At 68.5% G+C, this 18,967-nt stretch carries 18 protein-coding genes; 4 read left to right on the forward strand and 14 right to left on the reverse strand.

The genetic code is table 11. The annotated features are described in order from the left end of the window. Positions 1–16: 16 nt before the first annotated feature. The 3 genes from VARPA_RS27405 to VARPA_RS27415 are packed head-to-tail and all read right to left on the reverse strand — an operon-like array spanning position 17 to position 2,362. Complete coding sequence (locus tag VARPA_RS27405) at positions 17–1,024, reverse strand: YheT family hydrolase (RefSeq protein ID WP_013543845.1); 1,008 nt, start codon at positions 1,022–1,024, stop codon at positions 17–19. Between the two features lie 44 nt (positions 1,025–1,068). After that, positions 1,069–1,521: a YybH family protein gene (locus VARPA_RS27410; protein ID WP_013543846.1), complete on the reverse strand. Its 453-nt coding sequence runs from the start codon at positions 1,519–1,521 to the stop codon at positions 1,069–1,071. A gap of 46 nt (positions 1,522–1,567) precedes the next feature. Next, the gene (locus VARPA_RS27415) at positions 1,568–2,362 is read right to left on the reverse strand and encodes a hypothetical protein (RefSeq protein WP_013543847.1); all 795 of its coding nucleotides are present in this window, start codon (positions 2,360–2,362) and stop codon (positions 1,568–1,570) included. A gap of 47 nt (positions 2,363–2,409) precedes the next feature. On the opposite strand from VARPA_RS27415, the gene VARPA_RS27420 reads away from it, so the two are divergent. From VARPA_RS27420 to VARPA_RS27430, 3 genes are all read left to right on the forward strand, one after another. Next, a complete protein-coding gene (locus tag VARPA_RS27420) occupies positions 2,410–3,009 on the forward strand; it encodes a LemA family protein (RefSeq protein ID WP_013543848.1) in 600 nt (199 codons plus the stop codon). A 141-nt stretch (positions 3,010–3,150) separates the two neighbouring features. Next, positions 3,151–4,023 carry a TPM domain-containing protein gene (locus tag VARPA_RS27425; protein WP_049794561.1) on the forward strand — a complete coding sequence of 291 codons (873 nt, stop codon included), beginning with the start codon at positions 3,151–3,153 and terminating at the stop codon, positions 4,021–4,023. A 2-nt stretch (positions 4,024–4,025) separates the two neighbouring features. Next, positions 4,026–4,562 carry a TPM domain-containing protein gene (locus VARPA_RS27430; protein ID WP_013543850.1) on the forward strand — a complete coding sequence of 179 codons (537 nt, stop codon included), beginning with the start codon at positions 4,026–4,028 and terminating at the stop codon, positions 4,560–4,562. Between the two features lie 120 nt (positions 4,563–4,682). Here VARPA_RS27430 and pdeM read toward each other — a convergent pair whose 3' ends face one another. Beyond that, entirely contained in the window at positions 4,683–5,366 is a 684-nt protein-coding gene (gene pdeM / locus VARPA_RS27435; protein ID WP_013543851.1) for a ligase-associated DNA damage response endonuclease PdeM, read from the reverse strand. A gap of 77 nt (positions 5,367–5,443) precedes the next feature. Between pdeM and trxC the strand changes: the two genes are divergently transcribed. Then, positions 5,444–5,890: a thioredoxin TrxC gene (trxC, locus tag VARPA_RS27440; RefSeq protein WP_013543852.1), complete on the forward strand. Its 447-nt coding sequence runs from the start codon at positions 5,444–5,446 to the stop codon at positions 5,888–5,890. 9 nt (positions 5,891–5,899) lie between these two features. Here the strand turns inward: trxC and VARPA_RS27445 are convergent, their stop codons facing one another. From VARPA_RS27445 to VARPA_RS27490, 10 genes are all read right to left on the reverse strand, one after another. Beyond that, positions 5,900–8,650, reverse strand: coding sequence for a ligase-associated DNA damage response DEXH box helicase (locus VARPA_RS27445; RefSeq protein WP_013543853.1), 2,751 nt, complete (start codon positions 8,648–8,650; stop codon positions 5,900–5,902). Continuing rightward, complete coding sequence (locus VARPA_RS27450) at positions 8,647–10,302, reverse strand: ATP-dependent DNA ligase (protein ID WP_013543854.1); 1,656 nt, start codon at positions 10,300–10,302, stop codon at positions 8,647–8,649. Before VARPA_RS27450 ends, VARPA_RS27445 begins: the two co-directional genes overlap by 4 nt. Beyond that, positions 10,299–11,426: a ligase-associated DNA damage response exonuclease gene (locus tag VARPA_RS27455; RefSeq protein WP_416367498.1), complete on the reverse strand. Its 1,128-nt coding sequence runs from the start codon at positions 11,424–11,426 to the stop codon at positions 10,299–10,301. Before VARPA_RS27455 ends, VARPA_RS27450 begins: the two co-directional genes overlap by 4 nt. 73 nt (positions 11,427–11,499) lie before the next feature. Further along, the gene (locus VARPA_RS27460) at positions 11,500–12,021 is read right to left on the reverse strand and encodes a DUF3617 domain-containing protein (RefSeq protein ID WP_013543856.1); all 522 of its coding nucleotides are present in this window, start codon (positions 12,019–12,021) and stop codon (positions 11,500–11,502) included. 76 nt (positions 12,022–12,097) lie between these two features. Beyond that, positions 12,098–12,790 (reverse strand): phosphatase PAP2 family protein, encoded by a 693-nt coding sequence (locus VARPA_RS27465; RefSeq protein WP_013543857.1) that lies wholly within the window; start codon positions 12,788–12,790, stop codon positions 12,098–12,100. Positions 12,791–12,839: 49 nt separating this feature from the next. Further along, the gene (locus tag VARPA_RS27470; protein ID WP_013543858.1) at positions 12,840–14,006 is read right to left on the reverse strand and encodes a Gfo/Idh/MocA family protein; all 1,167 of its coding nucleotides are present in this window, start codon (positions 14,004–14,006) and stop codon (positions 12,840–12,842) included. Between the two features lie 147 nt (positions 14,007–14,153). Further along, entirely contained in the window at positions 14,154–15,116 is a 963-nt protein-coding gene (locus tag VARPA_RS27475) for a substrate-binding domain-containing protein (protein ID WP_013543859.1), read from the reverse strand. A gap of 134 nt (positions 15,117–15,250) precedes the next feature. Continuing rightward, positions 15,251–16,288, reverse strand: coding sequence for an ABC transporter permease (locus VARPA_RS27480; RefSeq protein WP_013543860.1), 1,038 nt, complete (start codon positions 16,286–16,288; stop codon positions 15,251–15,253). Continuing rightward, positions 16,248–17,789: a sugar ABC transporter ATP-binding protein gene (locus VARPA_RS27485; protein WP_013543861.1), complete on the reverse strand. Its 1,542-nt coding sequence runs from the start codon at positions 17,787–17,789 to the stop codon at positions 16,248–16,250. Before VARPA_RS27485 ends, VARPA_RS27480 begins: the two co-directional genes overlap by 41 nt. Further along, positions 17,786–18,955 (reverse strand): ROK family protein, encoded by a 1,170-nt coding sequence (locus VARPA_RS27490; RefSeq protein ID WP_013543862.1) that lies wholly within the window; start codon positions 18,953–18,955, stop codon positions 17,786–17,788. The genes VARPA_RS27485 and VARPA_RS27490 overlap by 4 nt, the downstream gene beginning before the upstream one ends. Between the last annotated feature and the right edge of the window lie 12 nt (positions 18,956–18,967).

Genomic DNA, 18,967 nt, shown 5'->3' on the forward strand with positions numbered 1-18,967 from the left:
TTCATTCTCCTGCCGGTTACGGCGTGGAAGCGTCAGCCAAAACGCCGCCGTGCAGTTGCAGCCAGCTGCCCACACGCTCCGGCATCCCCCGCACATGCCCAGGCGGCAGCCCCAGCGGAAAGCCGACGTGCCCGCCATGCGCCGGCTGCCACAGCGTCACATGCCGTCCGACCTCGCCCGGCCCCGGCAGGCTGCGCGCCGGAATGAACGGATCGTTGAGCGCGTTCACCACCAGCGTCGGCACGCGGATCTGGCCCAGGTGCGGCTTGGACGAACCCCGCGCCCAGTAGTCGTCGGTGTTGCGAAAGCCGTGCAGCGGCGCGGTGAACACGTCGTCGAAGGTGTAGAGGTCGCGCGCGGCCAGCAGCCGGTCGCGGTCGAACAGGCCCGGGAACTGCGCGAGCTTGGCCATCGCCTTGGGTTTCATGGTCGCGAGGAACATGCGCGTGTAGACCAGCTTGTTGAAGCCGCGGCCGATCGCCTCGCCGCCTGCAGCGAGGTCGAGCGGCGCGCAGACCGAAGCCACCGCGCTGACCGATTCACGCGCCGTGTCGCCCGCCTCGCAGGCCCAGCGCAGCAGCGCATTGCCGCCGAGCGAGACACCCGCGGCCAGCACCGGACCGCCGCCGCGCAAACGGTGCTGGTCGCGCATGCGCTTCAAGATCCAGCCGATCTCTTCGTAGTCACCGGAGTGATAAGCGCGCGGCGCGAGATTCAGCTCGCCGCTGCAGCCCCGGAAATGCGGCACCGCGAATGCCATGCCGTGATCGGCCGCGAATGCCGCGAAGGCCTCCGCATAGTGGCTGCGCGACGAGCCCTCCAGCCCGTGGAACAGCACCAGCAGCGGCCGCGGACCCGGCAACGGCGCATCGATGAAATCGACGTCGATGAAGTCCCCGTCAGGTGCGCTCCAGCGCTCGCGGCGGTACACGGGCGCCGTGCCGTCGAAGCGGCGTGCATAGAGCGCGGCCCAGATGGTCTGCAGATTGCCGCCGGGCAGCCAGCGCGGCGCCACGTAGTCCATCGACGATCGAAGCGTGGAAGAAGAAAAGGAATCGGCGGAAGACATCAATGCAGGGTCTGGGGCGGATCGTTCGCGTCGTCGGGCTCCCGCGCGCTGCCCGGGCTCGCATGGTGGGCCACCATGCGCCAGCCTTGCGCGGTCTTGTGATAGACGTTGGTGGCCAGCACGAACGCATGGCGCGGACCTTCGGCGGTGAGCACCTCGATGCGCTCGAGCACGTTGTGCACCGCGCTCGCGAGCGACTCGATCTTGCGCACCCGCGCCGGCATGGCGTGGATCGCGCCGTTGCCGAACATCTGTTCGAAAGCCGCGCGGATCGCCACGGCGCCCACCAGCCGCGGGCCGCCGGGGTGCACGCAGAACACCTCGTCCTCGTCGGCCCAGCAGGCCATCAGCGCGTCGATGTCGCCGCGCTGCAGCGCTTCGTAGAAAGCCGCTTCGACGTCATCGGCGGTGCCGCCGATGGCCGCGGCGGTGCGGTGTGGGGTCTTGGGCATGGCAGTGAATGACGGGAGAGGAACGCCGGATTTTGCCCTGCCCGATTCACGGCAATGTGGCAGTGATGTCTTTTTCCGCCAGCCCCAGCCAGCGCTCGGCCACCGCCTGCATCTGCTGGCCCTGCGAGGCCTCCCACACCATCTCGGGCGCGGCCACGTGCACGCCCGGCGGCGCGATGCGCAGCGAAACATCGACCAGCTCGGCCACCTTGGAGGCGCGCACCGGCTGCTCGCTGCTCGGCACCATCAAGCGCACGATCGACAGCATCCAGGCGGCGAGCCGCTCGGCGGGATTGGCGAACTTCGCGTTCAGCGGCTTGCGCGCCGAACGCACGAGGATCACGCGATCGAAGCCATTGGCGACGACGGCCTGTTCGTCCAGGCTCGCGAGGCCGCGCTTGAGCGCCTCGGGCAGCCTGCCCTGGTCGTGCGGCTGCACGATGGCCAGGGTCCGCACGCCGCTCGCGCGCAGCCAGCGCGACAGTTCGGGCAGATCGGCGGGCTGCGGCACCCACAGCGCACGCTCGCGATCGTGGTACAGCCGCGGCGAGTCGAAGGCGATGACCGCGGTGTCAGCCGAGGTCAGCGGCCATTGCGAAATCGGCAGGTCTGGACTCAGATAGGTTTCGACGCCGCGCAGCCCGTCGCGGATCGGTTCGCGTGCCAGCACGCGGGCATGGGCATACCGATGGCTGCCCGCCAGCCGCCTCAGCAACTCCTGCCCCAGTGCGCCCGTTGCCCCCGCAATCAGCAGGGTTCCGGTGGCCGACGCCGCCGCAGGGCGCACGGCACGGTTCGCGGCCTGCAGCGCCTGGAGAGGGTCTATGGAATCGGGGGGCATGGAGGCACCTATGCTACCTTCCGCTTCTTCTCGCGGAGGTAATGCAAATGATGATGAAGCGCTGGTTCCTGATCCTCGCCGCGGCCGTTTCCCTGAGCGGATGCGGCTACAACGATTTCCAATCCCTCGACGAGGCCAGCAAGTCGGCCTGGAGCGAGGTGCTCAACCAGTACCAGCGGCGCGCCGACCTCGTGCCCAACATCGTCGCCACCGTCAAGGGCGAGGCCAGCTTCGAGCAGGACACGCTCACCAAGGTGATCGAGGCACGCGCCAAGGCCACCTCGATCCAGGTGACGCCCGAGACGCTCAACAACCCCGAGGCCTTCAACAAGTTCCAGCAGGCGCAGGGCGAGCTCTCCTCGGCGCTGTCGCGGCTGATGGTGGTGTCGGAGCGCTATCCCGAGCTCAAGGCCAACCAGGCGTTCCGCGACCTGCGCGTGACGCTCGAAGGCACCGAGAACCGCATCACCGTGGCGCGCAACCGCTACATCGAGAGCGTGCAGGAGTACAACGTGCTCGCGCGCAGCTTCCCCACCAACATCACCGCCAAGATCTTCAGCTACGCGCCGAAGCCCAACTTCTCGGTGCAGAACGAAGCGCAGATCTCGACACCACCCACGGTCGACTTCAGCGCCCCGAAAAAATAGGCGCTCCCCCCAGTCTTCGTGCACTTCGTGTCACTTCGCCAACCCCCTCGCCGGGGGCAACACCAGCGGCCCGGCAAAGCCGGTTCCGCGGTGTTCCTGGAATGGTTCGCGCGCCTGAGGAGGCCGCTGTGGGTGGTCATCATGCTGATGACGCTGAGCATGGCTGGCGCCTTCGCGCAAGGCCTGCTGCCCGTGCCCGCGCTCACCGCGCGCGTCATCGACCAGACCGGCACGCTCGACGCCGCGCAGCGCTCGGGCCTCGAAACCAAGCTCGCCGCCTTCGAGCAGCGCAAAGGCTCGCAGATCGTGGTGCTGATGGTGCCGACCACGCAGCCCGAGGACATCGCCAGCTACGCGCAGCGCGTCGGCGACGCCTGGAAGATCGGCCGCAAGGACGTGGGCGACGGCCTCCTGGTGATCGTCGCCAAGGACGATCGCAAGATGCGCATCGCCACCGCCAAGGCGCTCGAAGGCGCGGTGCCCGACCTCGCGGCGGTTCGGATCATCGACGAGGAGATGAAGCCGCGCTTTCGCAACAACGACTTCGCGGGCGGACTGAATGCGGCGGTGGACCGGATCATCGGACTGGTCGATGGCGAGCCGCTGCCGGAGCCTTCGCGCAGCAACAGCGGCAGCAACGGTTCAGGCGGCGACTTCGACTGGGAGAACCTCGCGATCTTCCTGTTCGTCGGCGTCTTCGTCGGCGCGCCGATCGTGCGCGCCATCCTCGGCAAGACGCTGGGTTCGGTCGCCATGGGCGGCGGCATCGGCGTGGTCGCGTTCTTTCTCACGACCAGCATGGTCATCGCGGTGATTGCCGGAATGATCGCGCTCATGGTCTCGCTGTTCGCGGGCCTCGCCGGGTTCGGTGGTGGTCGCGGTGGCAGCGGCGGTGGTGGCTGGAGCAGCGGCGGGGGCGGCGGATGGGGTGGTGGCGGCGGAGGCGGGGGCGGTGGCTTCAGTTCCGGCGGCGGTGGCAATTTCGGCGGCGGCGGCGCTTCGGGAGACTGGTGAACATGGCAACGGCAACTGCAGAACCGGCGCTCTTCTCGAAGCTGGGCCGCATCTGGCGCCATCGGTGGACCGACGAAGCCGCGGTGCGCCGCGTGCTGCCGGCCGACGTGCTGCAGCGCCTGGCGGCACGCGTGGCCGCGAGCGAGCGGCGCCACAGCGGCGAGGTCCGCATCTGCGTCGAGGCGGGCCTGCCGATGTCGTACCTCTGGCGCCATGCGCCGCCCAGAGAGCGCGCCGTCACGCTGTTCGGCAAGCTGCGCGTGTGGGACACCGAGCACAACAACGGCGTGCTCATCTACCTGCTGCTGGCCGAGCACGCGATCGAGATCGTGGCCGACCGCGGCATCGACTCGCGCGTGGACGATGCCGAGTGGGCTGCGATGGCGCAGCGCATGGGCGCAGCGTTTCGTGAGGGTCGCTTCGAGGACGGGCTCACGCAGGCGCTGGAGGAAATGTCGGCGTTGCTGGTGGCGCACTTTCCGTTGGCCGAGGACGAGGCCGATACCAACGAATTGCCGGACGAGCCGGTCGTGCTCTGAATTTTTCTTTCTCCCTCCCCTTCCGGGGGAGGGCCGGGGTGGGGGCAAGCGGCGTATCCATCGGGCGCTCTGCCTGCCCCCATCCCAACCTTCCCCCGGAAGGGCAAGGAGCCAGATCCTTCAATCCGATGGCGGCAGTGCCCACACGGTCTCACCGCCCACTGCGTAGAAGCGCCGCTCCGGCGCGGTCTCCATCAACCACCCGCCCGTGAACTCGCCGAAGGCCGGCAGCACGACCTGCCGCGCATCGCTCACGAAACAGGGCAGCCGCACGCTGTCGCGCCCCCGTCCGTAGAGCCTGCACGCCGGATGCAGGTGTCCCGCGAGCACGAAGTGCGTGGCGTGCGATTGCGGATGGTGGCAGCAGGCGAAGGGACCGAGCAGGAACGGCTCGTCGACCACCTCGATGCCGAGCGCCGCCGGCGGATCGCCCGCCCGGCTGTCGTGGTTGCCGCGCACCAGCGTCATGGCAATGCCTGCGTGCGCGGCGCGCCAGGCTTCGAGCGCGGCCAGCACCTGCGGCGTGCGGGCCTGTGCCGCGTGCAGGAAATCGCCGAGAAAGACGATGTGCCCGGGCGCATGCGCGGCGATCAGGTCATCGACCCGCGCGAGGTTCTCCTGCGTGGTGCCGCCCGGCACCGGCTGCCCCAGCGCGCGATAGGTCGCCGCCTTGCCGATGTGCAGATCGGCGATGAACAGCACGCGTCCGCCGGGCCACCAGAGCGCACGTTCGGGCAGCAGGTGCAGCAGCTCGCCGGCCCATTGGACAGCGAGCGTAGAGGCGGTAAGGTGCGAAGAAGTCACGGCCAAGGAGTGTCGCAAAAGACGCGCGAACCGGCCGCCACCTTGCAATTCAACCGGACGAGCCCCAGTTTTTCCTCATGACCGAATCGCCCCCGAAGCTCATCGTCTGCCCGCACTGCCACACGACCAACCGCGTGCGCGCGGAGCAACTGGGCAGCGCACCCGACTGCGGCAGTTGCCACAAGGCGCTGTTCACCGGCCACTCCACCGCGCTCCCGGACGCGGCCACCTTCGACCGCCACATCGCACGCAACGAGATCCCTGTGCTGGTCGACTTCTGGGCGCCGTGGTGCGGCCCCTGCCGCCAGATGGCGCCGGGCTACGAACAGGCCGCGGCCCAGCTCGAACCGCACGTGCGCCTGGCCAAGGTCGACACCGAGGCCGTGCCCGCGCTCGGCGCTCGCTTCAACATCCGCAGCATCCCGACGCTGGCGTTGTTCCGCGGCGGCCGCGAAGTGGCACGGCAGGCCGGCGCGATGGGCGCGGCGGACATCGTGCGGTGGGTCAAGGCGCACGGCGGCTGATCGATCGGCTCACAACGGCGGCAGCGGCCTTGAGGGCCGCCTGCGCTCGCGCCGTGGCTTGGGCGGCGACTTGCCCGGCCCCTCCTGCCCGAACGCCAGCGTGCTCTTCACGCGCTCCACGCCACCGGCCGTGACCACGCCGCCCGCGGCCTTTTCGAGTTGCTCGACCATGCGTGCGATGCGGTCGGCCACGTTCTCGTTCGACAGCTTCTCGCGGAAAAGCTCGACCATCAGCGGAAACGAAAACGGCGTCGGCCGCTCGAGCGGCTTCAGCACGAGTTGCTGCGTGGCCATGCGCTCCAGGCTCGCGCGCAGGCGTCCGATTTCCAGCTCCTGCGACAGCAGTTCCTTCTCGGCCTGCAGCAGCAGCTTGTTCGACGGGTCGTACTTGCGAAACACCTCCCAGAACAACGACGACGACGCCTGCAGCTGCCGGCTGCTGCGCTTCTCGCCCGGATAGCCCTGGAAGATCAGCCCCGAGACGCGCGCAATCTCGCGAAATCGCCGCTGCGCGAGTTCGCCCGCGTTGAGCGAGGCCAGCACCTCGTGCAGCAGCGCCGTGTGGGCGTCCGTATCACCGTCGCCTTCCGGCAGGCGCAGCACCTGCGGCAGCAGTGCGGGCCAGTCGACCTCGGTCGCGCTCAGCAGCTCGAAGCCGTAGTCGTTGACCGCGATGGAGAAGGTGCGCGCCTCGTGCTGCGCGACGCGCCAGGCCAGCAGACTCGCGAGCCCCAGGTGCACGTGGCGGCCGGCAAACGGATAGAGAAAGAGATGCGAGCCCTCGCGCGTCTTCAGCGTCTCGGCGAGCAGCGTCTGCGGTGTCGGAAGCGCCGACCACTGCTGCTGGATTTCGAGCAGCGGCCGCACGCACTGCAGCTCGGGCGAGTCGTAGTGCGCCTCGCCCGCCCGCGCGAGCTGCTGCACCACCGCGTCGGCCAGCGTGTTCGACAGCGGCATGCGCCCACCGTTCCAGCGCGGCACCGCGGCGCGCTTGCCGGTGGCGCGCCGTACCCAGGCCGTCATGTCGTGGATGCGCACGAGTTCGAGCAGGCGGCCGCCGAACAGGAAGCAGTCGCCCGGCTTCATGCGCGCGACGAAACCTTCTTCGACGCTGCCGATCTTCGCGCCGCCGAGGTACTGCACCGCCATGCTCGCGTCGCTCACGATGGTGCCGATGTTCATGCGATGGCGCCGCGCGAGCCGCGCATCGGGGACACGCCATACGCCTTCCGCATCCGGCACGACGCGCTTGTAATCCGGGTACGCCGCAAGCGACGGTCCGCCCTGCGAGACGAAGTCGAGGCACCACTGCCAGCTCTCGCGCGAGAGCGAGGCGTAGGCGGCCGTTCCGCGCACCTCGTCGTAGAGATCGTCGGGTACGAAGCCGCCGCCGAGCGCCACCGTCACCAGGTGCTGCACCAGCACATCGAGCGGCTGGTCGGGCGAATGGCGCGCCTCGATGTGCCCTTCTGCAATCGCGGTGCGCGCCGCCGCGCCCTCCACCATCTCGATGCTGTGCGTGGGCACGAGCGTGATGCGCGACGGCCGCCCCGGCGCATGGCCCGAGCGGCCCGCGCGCTGCAGGAGGCGCGCGACGCCCTTGGGCGAGCCGATCTGCAGCACGCGCTCGACCGGCAGGAAATCCACGCCCAGGTCCAGGCTCGAAGTGCACACCACTGCCTTGAGCTCGCCGCTCTTCAAACCCAGCTCGACCCATTCGCGCACTGCGCGGTCTAGCGAGCCGTGGTGCAGCGCGATGGTGCCGGCCCACTCGGGCCTGGCTTCGAGCATCGCCTGGTACCAGATCTCGGCCTGTGAACGCGTGTTGGTGAAGACCAGCGTGGTGCTGCTCGCGGCGATCTCCTCGATCACCTGCGGCAGCATCGTGAGGCCGAGGTGACCGCCCCACGGAAAGCGTTCGGCGCGGCCGGGCAGGAGCGAATCGATGACGAGCTTCTTCGGCACCTGGCCCTGCACGAGCACGCCGTCTTCGTGGCCCAACAGCGAATGCATCGCCTCCTGCAGGTTGCCGAGTGTGGCCGACATGCCCCAGACCGCGAGGCCCGGGTTCCATCGCTTGAGCCGCGCGAGCGCGAGCTGCACCTGCACGCCGCGCTTGTTGCCGAGCAGTTCGTGCCACTCGTCGACCACGACCATCTTCACGCGGCCCAGCACAACGCTGGCATCGGCGCGTGCGAGCAACAGCGAGAGGCTTTCGGGCGTGGTGACGAGCACGGTCGGCAGCCGTTCGTTCTGCGCGCTGCGCTCGGCCGACGAGGTGTCGCCGCTGCGCGCGCCGGCGCTCCACGGATGCACCTCGGCGCCGAGTACTTCGAGCGGCTGCTTCAACGCACGCAGCGTGTCGGCGGCGAGCGCGCGCATGGGCGTGAGCCACAGCACGGTGAGCGGCGGAGCCGAAGGGCGAGCGGTTTCCTTGCGCGCCTGCGAGAAGACCTGCAGCGCACCGAGCCACACCGCATAGGTCTTGCCCGCGCCGGTGGTGGCATGCAGCATGCCGGACTTGCCTTCAGCAATGGCCTTCCACACGTCGCGTTGAAACTTGAACGGCGTCCACCCCCGCGCGACGAACCATGCATAGAGCGCAGCCTTGACGGTCTTGCTCCTTCCCCTCCCGGGGGAAGGTTGGGATGGGGGCACGCGGCCTTCGACCGGCAGCTGATCCTTGATACGCCGCTTGCCCCCACCCCGGCCCTCCCCCGGAAGGGGAGGGAGGAATTCGGGGTCCTTCTGCTCGGTCATGACGGCAGCAGCGCAGCCAGCGTCTGCAGCGTGTCGGCTTCCGCCACCGGCTTGTCTTCCCGCCAGCGCAGCATGCGCGGAAAGCGCACCGCGATGCCGCTCTTGTGCCGCGTGCTGCGCGCGATGCCTTCGAACCCCAGCTCGAACACCAGCGTCGGCTTCACGCTCTTCACCGGCCCGAAGCTCTCGACCGTGGTCTTGCGGATGATCGCGTCCACGCGCGCCATCTCCGCATCGGTGAGCCCCGAGTAGGCCTTGGCGAACGGCACGAGCTTGCGGTCCTCTTGTTCAGGCGGACCGTCCCACACCGCGAAGGTGTAGTCGCTGAAGAGGCTTGCGCGGCGGCCGTGCCCGCGCTGCGCGTAGATGAGCACGGCATCGATGCTGAGCGGATCGATCTTCCACTTCCACCACACGCCCACGTCCTTCGTGCGGCCCACGCCGTACTGCGAGTCACGGCGCTTGAGCATCATTCCTTCGACGCCCATGGTGCGCGCCGCTTCGCGCTGCCGCGCGAGATCGCTCCAGTCGAGGCCGGTGAGCATCGGGCTGGGCAGCAGCGACGGATGCTGCATGCGCGTGACGAGGTCGTCGAGCAGCATGCGGCGCGCCGACTGCGGCTCCGTGCGCAAATCACGCCCTTCCCATTCGAGGATGTCGTAGGCCAGCAGCACCACGGGAATGTCGCGCAGCAGCTTCGCGCCCAGCGTCTTGCGGCCGATGCGCTTCTGCAGTTCGGCGAAAGGCTGCACCTTGTCTTCACGCCAGACCGCGATCTCGCCATCGAGTACTGTGCCATCGGGCAGCGCCTCGCCGAGCACCGCGAGTTCGGGAAAGCGATCAGTCACGAGTTCTTCTCCACGCGACCACAGCCACACCACGCCCGCGCGCTTGACAAGCTGCGCGCGGATGCCATCCCACTTCCACTCCACGATCCAGTCGGCCGGCGGGCCCAGCACCGCATCGAACTGTTCTAGCGGAATGTTGAACGGGTGCGCGAGGAAGAACGGGTACGGCTGGCCGCTGGTCTTCTGCACCTGCTCCGAATCGGACTCCGGCGCAATCAGCGTGGCGTAGTCGCCCGCCCGCGGCCGTGCGCCGATGTGCGTGTAGCCCATGAGCCGCTGCGCGACGCGCTTGGCATCGATGCCGCCCACGGCCGCGAGCGCCTGCGTGACCTGCAGCTTCGACACACCGACGCGGAACGCGCCGGTGATGAGCTTGAAGTACACCAGCCGCTCCTCGGCCGCGAGCTGCCGCCACTGCGCGCGCAGCCGGTCCGCCAGTTCTTCCGGCGCGGTCTTCGCGGCCTCGCGCAGCGGCAGCAGATGCTGCTCGACCCAGGCCGCGAGCCCGAGGTCGTGCACTTCGCTCGGCGGCGGCAGCAGGAGCGCGATGGTCTCGGCAAGATCGCCGACCGCGTCGTAGCTCTCGTCGAACAGCCACTCGGGCAGGCCCGCGGCTTCCTGCGCGAGGAGGCGCAGCAGCTTGGTGGGCACGAGCTGGCGCGGCTTGCCGCCGGCGAGGAAGTAGACGGCCCACGCGGCATCGGCCGCGTCGGCGTTGCGCAGGTAGCGCTGTAGCGCGGCCTGCTTCACGAGGTTCGACGTGCTCGCGTCGAGTTCTCGGTAGAGCGCGGCGAAGTCCTTCATGTATCGGCTCCTTCCCCCTCCGGGGGAAGGTTGGGATGGGGGCTGGCAGCGTCCCCATCGAGCGCCGCAGGCCCCCTCCCCCGCCCTCCCCCGGAAGGGGAAGGAGTCTCTTGGTCATCTTCGTCGCCGTACTCGGTCTTGAAGCCCTGCGCATCGAGCCCGTTCTCCGTGAGCCACCGCACCATCACCTGCACGCTGCCGTGCGTGACGAACACGCGCTCGGCGCCGGTGCCCGCAATGGCCTGCTGCAGGCCGGGCCAGTCGGCGTGGTCGGACATGACGAAGCCGCGGTCCACACCGCGCCGGCGGCGCGTGCCGCGCAGTTGCATCCAGCCGCTCGCGAAGGCATCGGCGTAGTTGCCGAAGCGCTTCATCCACGGCGTGCCCTGCGCGGACGGCGGTGCGAGCACAAGGGAGCGCTTCAGCAGTGCCGCATCGACACCGGCATCGGTGACGCGCACCGTCTCCGGCAGCGCCACGCCCGCCGCCCGGTACACCGCGTTCAGCGGCTCGACCGCGCCATGCACGACGATCGGCCCGACCGACGCATCGACCCCGTGCACGATGCGCTGCGCCTTGCCGAAGGCATAGCAGAACAGCACCGAGGCGCGGCCGGCTTCCGCATTGGCGCGCCACCACGCGTCGATCTCAGCGAACAGCACGGCCTGCGTGGGCCAGCGGTAGATCGGCAGGCCGAAGGTCGATTCGGTGATGAAGGTGTCGCAGGGCACGGGTTCGAAGGGCGTACAGGTGCCGTCGGGCTCGGTCTTGTAGTCGCCCGAGGCCACCCACACGCGGCCGCCGTGTTCGAGCCGCACCTGCGCCGAGCCCAGCACATGGCCGGCCGGGTGCAGCGAGAGGCGCACGCCGTGGTGATCGATGACCTCGCCGTAAGGCAGCGTCTGAAGGTCGATGTCGGCACCCAACCGCGTGCGCAGCGTGCCGGCGCTGTCGGTGTGCGCGAGGTAATGCGCGTGCCCGATGCGGGCATGGTCGGAATGCGCGTGCGTGATGACCGCGCGCGCCACCGGCCGCCACGGGTCGATGTAGAAATCGCCGGGCGGGCAATACAGGCCCTCGGGCCGGGCGACGACGAGATCCACCTTGTCGGGCATAGCCGCCATCGTAGGCCGGGGCGGGCGGCCGCGCTGCCGAACGGCGACCGCGAAGCGGTGTGGGCCGGCGCCTACTTGCCTGCTACTTCTTGCCGCGCGCGCCCATCATGTCGTTCACGTTCATCTTCATGCCGTTCATCACCATGTCGCCTGGCTTCTGGTCGGGCTTGCAGGGGCCGACCCAGCGGGCCTCCACGACGGTGGTGGCACCGGCGCGGCCCATGAGCGGCGGGCTGTAGGTGGACTTGCTCTCCAGGCGGTAGGCCGTGCTGAGGTCACCGGTCATCACGGCCTGCGAGGTGGCCGTGGTCTGGCCGATCTTGCAGACCGAGTCGATCACCAGCTTGCCGCCTTCCATGCGCATGTCCTGCTTGGAGCACATGTCCTTGCCCATGCCCTGGCCCATGTCGCGCAGCATCTTGTCGGTGGCGGCGTCGATGCATTGCTGGATGGCCTGGGGGCTCCCCTTGCTGCCGGGGCCATCGCTGGTCTGCATTTCCCAGAGGCCCGGTTTGCGCGCGGGGTAGTCGAGGGCGAAGGCGGGGCCGGCGCCAAGGCCGGCGGCCACCATGCAGGCAGCGGCAACGGACGAACGGATCTTCATGAGGGCTCCTGCATCGGATGAAAGACGATGGCAGGTTGTACCGCAGGCGGCACGCCCGGCAAATACAACGGCCGGCCTACACCGCGCGCGCGCCCACGGGCTGCATGGCCGCGCCGCGCTCGCGCGAGACGAAGCCGAGGGCGAGGCCCAGTGCCAGCCCGCCGAGCACGTCGATCAGCACATGCTGGCGCACCGCCATCGTCGAATACACGATGGCCGCGGCCCATGCCACGTTGAAGAGGCGCAGCCATGCGGGCGCGCCGGCGTCGCGCAACTGGCGCGCGAGCACGATGCAGGTGAACACCGAGAACGACACATGCAGCGACGGGAAGGCGTTGCCGGCCGAGTCGACCGTCTTCAGGAAATGGAGCGATGTGCCCGGCGTGGCATCGATGGTGAAGTTCGGTATCGCCGTGGGCATGAACCAGAAGACGACCAGCGCAAGCGCTGTCATGGCCGCGCAGCCGAACGAGAAGCTCCACAGCTCGCGCTTGTCTTTGGCCAGCAGCACCGGCAGCGCGATGTAGCCCCAGAGCGAGAGATAGATGGGCAGCACCGCCGGCCAGAACGCGATCAGCCGGTCGAACGCGGTGAGCGGCAGCACCCACGCCTGGCCCGCGTTCTTCATGATCCAGAAGTACAGCGGAAAGAAGCCGATGGTGGCGACCGTGTTGCCGACCAGCTTCAGCGGCCACAGCGTCTTGCAGCGCAGCCACAGGGCGCGCAGCCATCGCGTTGAAGAGGATTCGTCGGAAGATGAATGCGTCATGGATGCCGATGGCAACGCGGCATGGCCTCGCGGGTGCGAGGCCGGCGCATCACCAGGGCGTCCACTTTAATTCGCTTTGGGCCGACGCCACCGTGCGCTCGATGAAGCGCACGCCGCGCGCGCCGTCTTCCACGCGCGGATAGTCCGCCGCGAGCGGGTCGGCCGGCTGACCCGCGAGCCGCGCGCGGATGTCCGCCGCCACGCCCGCGTAGATGTTGGCGAAAGCCTCGATGAAGCCTTCGGGATGGCCCGTCGGCAGCCGGCTCGCGCGCCGCGCCGCTTCGCACAGCCACGGCCCGCCGCGCGTGAAGATGCGCTTGGGCCCGTCGTGCGGCAGGTGCACCAACTGGCTCGGCTGCTCCTGGTGCCATTCGAGCGTGCCGAGCGCGCCCGAGATGCGCAGGCGCAGGTCGTTCTCGAGACCCGTGCTGATCTGCGAGGCGATCAGCACGCCGCGCGCGCCGCCCTTGAAGCGCAGCAGCAGGCTGCCGTCATCGTCGAGCATGCGGCCCGGCACATGCGCGGTGAGGTCGGCGCAGAGGCTTTCGATTTCGAGGCCCGTGATGCTCGCGACGAGGTTCTCGGCATGCGAGCCGATGTCGCCGATGGCACCAGCCGCGCCGCTGCGCGCGGGGTCGGTGCGCCAGTCGGCCTGCTTGTTGCTGCCGCTGCCCTCGACATGGCTCGCGAGCCAGCCCTGGTTGTATTCGACGACGATCTTGCGGATGTCGCCGAGCTGGCCCGAGCGCACCATCTCGCGCGCCTGCCGCACCATCGGGTAGCCGGTGTAGTTGTAGGTGACGCCGAACACCGTGCCCTGCTTCGCGACCGTGGCGACCAGCGCATCGGCCTGGTCGCGCGTATGCACCAGCGGCTTGTCGCACACGACGTGAAAGCCCGCATCGGCGAAAGCCTGCGCGACCGGAAAGTGCACATGGTTCGGCGTGACGATCGAGACGAAGTCGATGCGTTGGTCCGCCGGGCGTTTCAATTCATCGGCGAGCAGCGTCTGCCAGTCGCCATGGTTGCGGTCGTCGGCCAGGCCGAGGTCGCGGCCCGAGGCGCGCGCCTTGTCGGGGCTCGACGAAAGCGCGCCCGCGACGAATTCGATCTGGCCGTCCAGCGCCATGGCCTTGCGGTGCACGGCGCCGATGAAGGCGTCGCGGCCGCCGCCGACCATGGCGTAGCGGAGCTTGCGAAGAGGTATGGAGCTCATGGGTATTTGGCTTCCGAGTTGTCCCCTCTCCCCTTGGGGAGAGGGTTAGGGTGAGGGCTGGGGCGGTTGCAGGCGCACTGCCTTCGCAATTGCTGCCACCCTCACCCCCGCCCTCTCCCCAAGGGGAGAGGGAGCAAGACCACAGACTCAGAAAGGCGAGTTCGGGTGGTAGAAGTCCTTGGCGTTTTCCTTGGTGATCAACACCGAAGGAATGATCGTCGTCGCCGGCAGCTTCTCGCCCTTCAGGCGCGCTTCGGCCGTGAGCTTGATCGCGTCGTAGATGAACTTGGGCGAGTAGCTCACGTCGGCGCCGATGCGCTTGTCCTTGCCGTCCATGATGGTCTTGACCATGCCCTTGGCGCCCGCGCCGCCGAACACGATCTTGATGTCGTCGCGCTTGGCCTGCTCGATGGCCTTGAGCACGCCCACGGCCATGTCGTCGTCGGCCGCCCAGATCGCGTCGATCTGCTTGAAGCGCGTGAGGTAGTCTTGCGTGACCTTGAAGGCGTCGTCGCGGTTCCAGTTGGCGTACTTGGCATCGAGCAGCTTGATGTCGGGGCTGCCCTTCAACACCGCGTTGAAGGCGTCCATGCGCTCGTTGTCCAGCGTGGTGGCAATGCCGCGCAGCGCGACCACGTTGCCCTTGCCGCCGAGCGTCTTCACGATGTACTCGGCGGGAATCTTGCCGAAGGCGGTGTTGTCGCCGGCCACGTATGCATCCTGCGCACTGGTATCGGTAAGGCCGCGGTCGACCACGGTGACGTACGCGCCCTTGGCCTTGACCTGCGCGACCGGCTTGGTGAGCGCGGCGGATTCGAACGGGAACACGACGAGTGCGTTGATCTTGGTGACCGTCGAGAGGTCCTGCAACTGGTTGGCCTGCTCGGGCGCGTTGGCCGCGGTCTTGATCGTGATCTTCAGGTCCTTGTGTTCTTTCTCGAGGTCCTTCTTCGCCTGGTTGGCCCAGTAGTTGATGCCGCCCATGAAGCTGTGCGTCGCCGCGGGAATCGAAACGCCGAGGTTCACCTTTTCGGCGGCGAGCGCAGGCAGGCTCGCGAGCGCTGCGGCGGCGACCGCCGTGAATGCGATGCGACGGGTGAAAGTTGTCATGCTGGATGTCTCCTCTTGGTGGGTGAAATGAAACGGGAAAAACTTTTGCGGCCGAGCGCCGGGCCGCCCCAAGCCGGCCGCGCCTCCGGGGGGTGGAGTTACACGAGCGCAGCGAGTGAAAAGCCGGGGGGCCATCATCTGCGTCCGCGCTGCAGGAATGCGACGATGATGATCACGAAGCCCTGCACCGCAGCGTTCAGGTACACGCTGATGATGCTGGTGAGGTTCAGGATGTTGCTGATGACCGAGAGCAGGATCGCGCCCACCACGGTGCCGGTGATGCTGCCCGCGCCGCCCTTCAATGCGGTGCCGCCAACGATCACCGCGGCGATCGCCTCGAGCTCCCACAGGAGGCCGGTGGTCGGCGAGGCCGAGCCGAGGCGCGGCACGTACAGCAGCGTCGCGATGCCCACGCACACACCGAGCAGCACGTAGGTCATGATCTTCACGCGGTCCACATCGACCGCCGCGTAGCGCGCCACCTGCTCGTTCGATCCGATGGCCTGCACGTAGCGCCCATAGGCCGTGCGGTTGAGGATGACGCCGCCGATGATCGCAACGATCACGAACACCCACACCGGCACCGGAATGCCCGCAAGGCTCGCGTAGTACACCGGCGCATAGAGGTCCGACAGTTCGTTGTCGAGCGTGAGCGCGCCACCATCGGCAAAGTACGTGAGGTACGCGCGAAAGATGCCGAGCGTTCCGAGCGTCACGATGAAGGGCTCGATGCGCCCCTTGGTGATCAACAGGCCGTGCGCGAGGCCGAACACCGCGCCCAGCACGATGGCCAGCACCGCGCCCATCACCACCGCCAGCATCGGCGAGCCCGAGGCGGGGCCGGCCCAGTTGATGAACATGATCACGCTGCCCGCGATGAGCGCGGCCATCGAACCCACCGACAAGTCGATGCCGCCCGAGATGATCACGAAGCACATGCCCACCGCGATGATGCCGATGAAAGCCGTGCGCGTGAGCACGTTCATCGCGTTGTCGACTGTTGCGAAGTCGCTGTTGAGCAGCGTGCCCGCAATGCACAGCAGCACGAGGCCGATGACCGGGCCGAGGCCGTGCAGGCGCTCGGTCCAGCGCGGCTTGGCTTCGCTGCGGTGCGCGGCGGCTGCTGCCGCTTCAGGCTGCTGCGACGGGGGAGTTTGCTGTTCCGGTGGCATGAGCGATGAGCTCCTCTTCAGTCAAATGGTCCGCGTCGAGCGTGGCAACCAGCTTGCCCGCGCGCATCACCGCGACGCGATGGCACAGGCCGATCAGTTCCATCAGCTCCGACGAGACGACGATCACCGCGAGCCCTTCGCGGGCGAGTCGCTGGATCAGGAAATAGATGTCGCGCTTGGCGCCCACGTCCACGCCGCGCGTGGGCTCGTCGAGCACCACCACCTTGGGCTGCGGCTGCAGCACCTTGGCGAGCGCGAGCTTCTGCTGGTTGCCGCCCGAGAGCGACGACGCCTTCACATCGAGCGAGCCGGTTCGGATGCCGTAGTCCTTCACCGCTTCGGCCAATGCGCCGCGCTCGCCGTCGGGCTGCAGCCAGGGCTTGGCATAGCGCTCGAGCGCCATCAGCGTGAGGTTCTGGCGCAGGCCGAAGTCCACGTGCAGGCCCTTGCCCTTGCGGTCTTCGCTCAGGTACGTGAGGCCGTGCTTGGCGGCATCGCGCGGATTGCGCCAGCCCTTGTTGTGGGGCACGGGCTTGCCGAGCATCTCGACGCTGCCGCTCGCGGGGCGCAGGCCCAGCAGGCCTTCGAAGAGTTCGGTGCGGCCTGCGCCGACGAGGCCCGCGAAGCCGAGGATCTCGCCGGGGCGCACTTCGAAGCTCGCGTCCTGCGCCCAGCCGGGCACGGTGAAGTTGCGCACGCGCATGGCCGGCGCGTCGGCCGCGACGACGAGGTCGCGCGGCGGATAAAGGTCGGCCAGTTCGCGGCCCACCATCAGGTTGGCCATCTGGTGGCGCGTGACATCCGGCGTGAGCGCGCGGGCGACGAAGCGGCCGTCGCGCATCACAATCACCTCGTCGGTCACCTGCTCCACCTCGTCGAGCTTGTGCGAGATGTAGACGATGGTCACGCCATCGGCGCGCAGCTGCGCGATGAGCTTGAACAGGCGCTCGGTTTCGCCGGGCGTGAGCGTGGCGGTGGGCTCGTCCATGATGAGCAGACGCGCGCGCCGGGCGATGGCCTTGGCGATCTCGACGAGCTGCTTCTCGGCGACGATAAGCTTGCGCACCTTGGTGCGGGGATCGACCTGCAGACCGACGGCGGCGAGCGCGGCAGCGGCGTCGCGCTCCATCGAGGTGTCGTCCAGCAGCCAGCCTTTTTTCTTTTCGTGGCCGAGGAAGATGTTCTGCGCAACGCTCAGGTCTTCGGCGAGGTTGAACTCCTGGTGGATCAGCACGATGCCCAGCGCCTCGGCATCGCGCGAACTCGTGAACTGCTGCGGCTGGCCGTTGATGCGCAGCGTGCCGCCAGTGAGCTGTTCGTAGCCCGCGAGGATCTTCATCAGCGTGGACTTGCCCGCGCCGTTCTCACCGAGGAGGCCGTACACGCGGCCGGGCGCGAGCGCGAAGCTCACGCCGTGCAGCACCTGCACCGGGCCGAAGGCCTTCACCACGCCGTCGAACTCGACGGCGACGCTGCCCTTGGGGTTCTCTGTTCCACTCATGGCGCCACTCCGCGAACTTTCAGGGTCTCGTGCATCGCGAGCACGCCGGCGCCGACGAGGCCGCCTTGCGTGCCCAGCGGCGTGTACTGGATTTCCAGATGCCGCGTGGAAAGCGCGAGCGAGCGCTGATACACGCTCTGCCGCACGGCCGCGAGAAACAGCGGCCCGATGCGCGTGATGCCACCGCCGATGAACACGTGCGACGGATTGAAGAAATTGACGATCGACGCGAGCATCTGCCCGATCAGGCTGCCCGCTCGCTGGATGATGCCGTTGGCCGCGGTGTCGCCGCCGCGGCTGGCCTGACCGACGTCGATCGCGTCGATGCGGCCGTGCACGCGCAGGCACTCGGCCAGCACCTCGCTTCCGCCCGCCTCGGCCGCCTGCATCGCCATGCGGGTGATCGCGGGGCCGGCCGCCATCGCCTCGACGCAGCCGAGGTTGCCGCAGTGGCAGAGCGGGCCCGCCTGGTCGACGCAGATGTGGCCCACGTCACCGGCCGAGCCCGCGGCGCCGCGGTACACCTCGCCGTGGCAGACGATGCCGCAGCCGATGCCGGTGCCGACCTTGATGACGAGGAAATTGGTGAGCGAGCGCTTCAGGCGCCACAGTTCGCCGAGCGCCATGAGGTTCACGTCGTTGTCGACGAAGACGGGCGCCGCGTAGTCCTCGCGCAGGTAGTCGCGGATCGAGAAGCTGTCCCAGGCCGGCATGAGCGGCGGGTTCACGAGCTGGCCGATCTCGAAGTTGACGGGGCCGGGCACGCCGATGCCGATGCCCAGCACGCTCTTCGCGCTGTGGCCGCAGCGGGCCAGCAACTCGCGCATCAGCGTGCGCACGCGGGCCAGGACGACCGCGGGGCCGTCGCGCACGTCGGCGGGTTCGTCGTGCTGCGCGAGCACGGTGAGGTCGGGGCGCAGCACCGCGACGTCGAGGCTGGTGGCGCCGATGTCGATGCCGATGAGTACGCCGAGGCCGGCATGGAGCTGGAGGTTTTCGGCGCGGCGTCCGCCTGAAGAACGTTGCAGGCCGGCCTCGGCCAGCAGGCCCTGATCGACGAGCCCGGCGATCAGCGCATTGGCCTTGCTCTTGGAGAAGCCGAGCTGTTCGGCCATGGCATGGCGCGAGCCGCCGGCCGACCAGAAGGTCGTTTCCAGCAACTGCATCTCATGAGCAGT

The sequence above is a fragment of the Variovorax paradoxus EPS genome, from assembly GCF_000184745.1.
GTDB lineage: Bacteria > Pseudomonadota > Gammaproteobacteria > Burkholderiales > Burkholderiaceae_C > Variovorax > Variovorax paradoxus_C.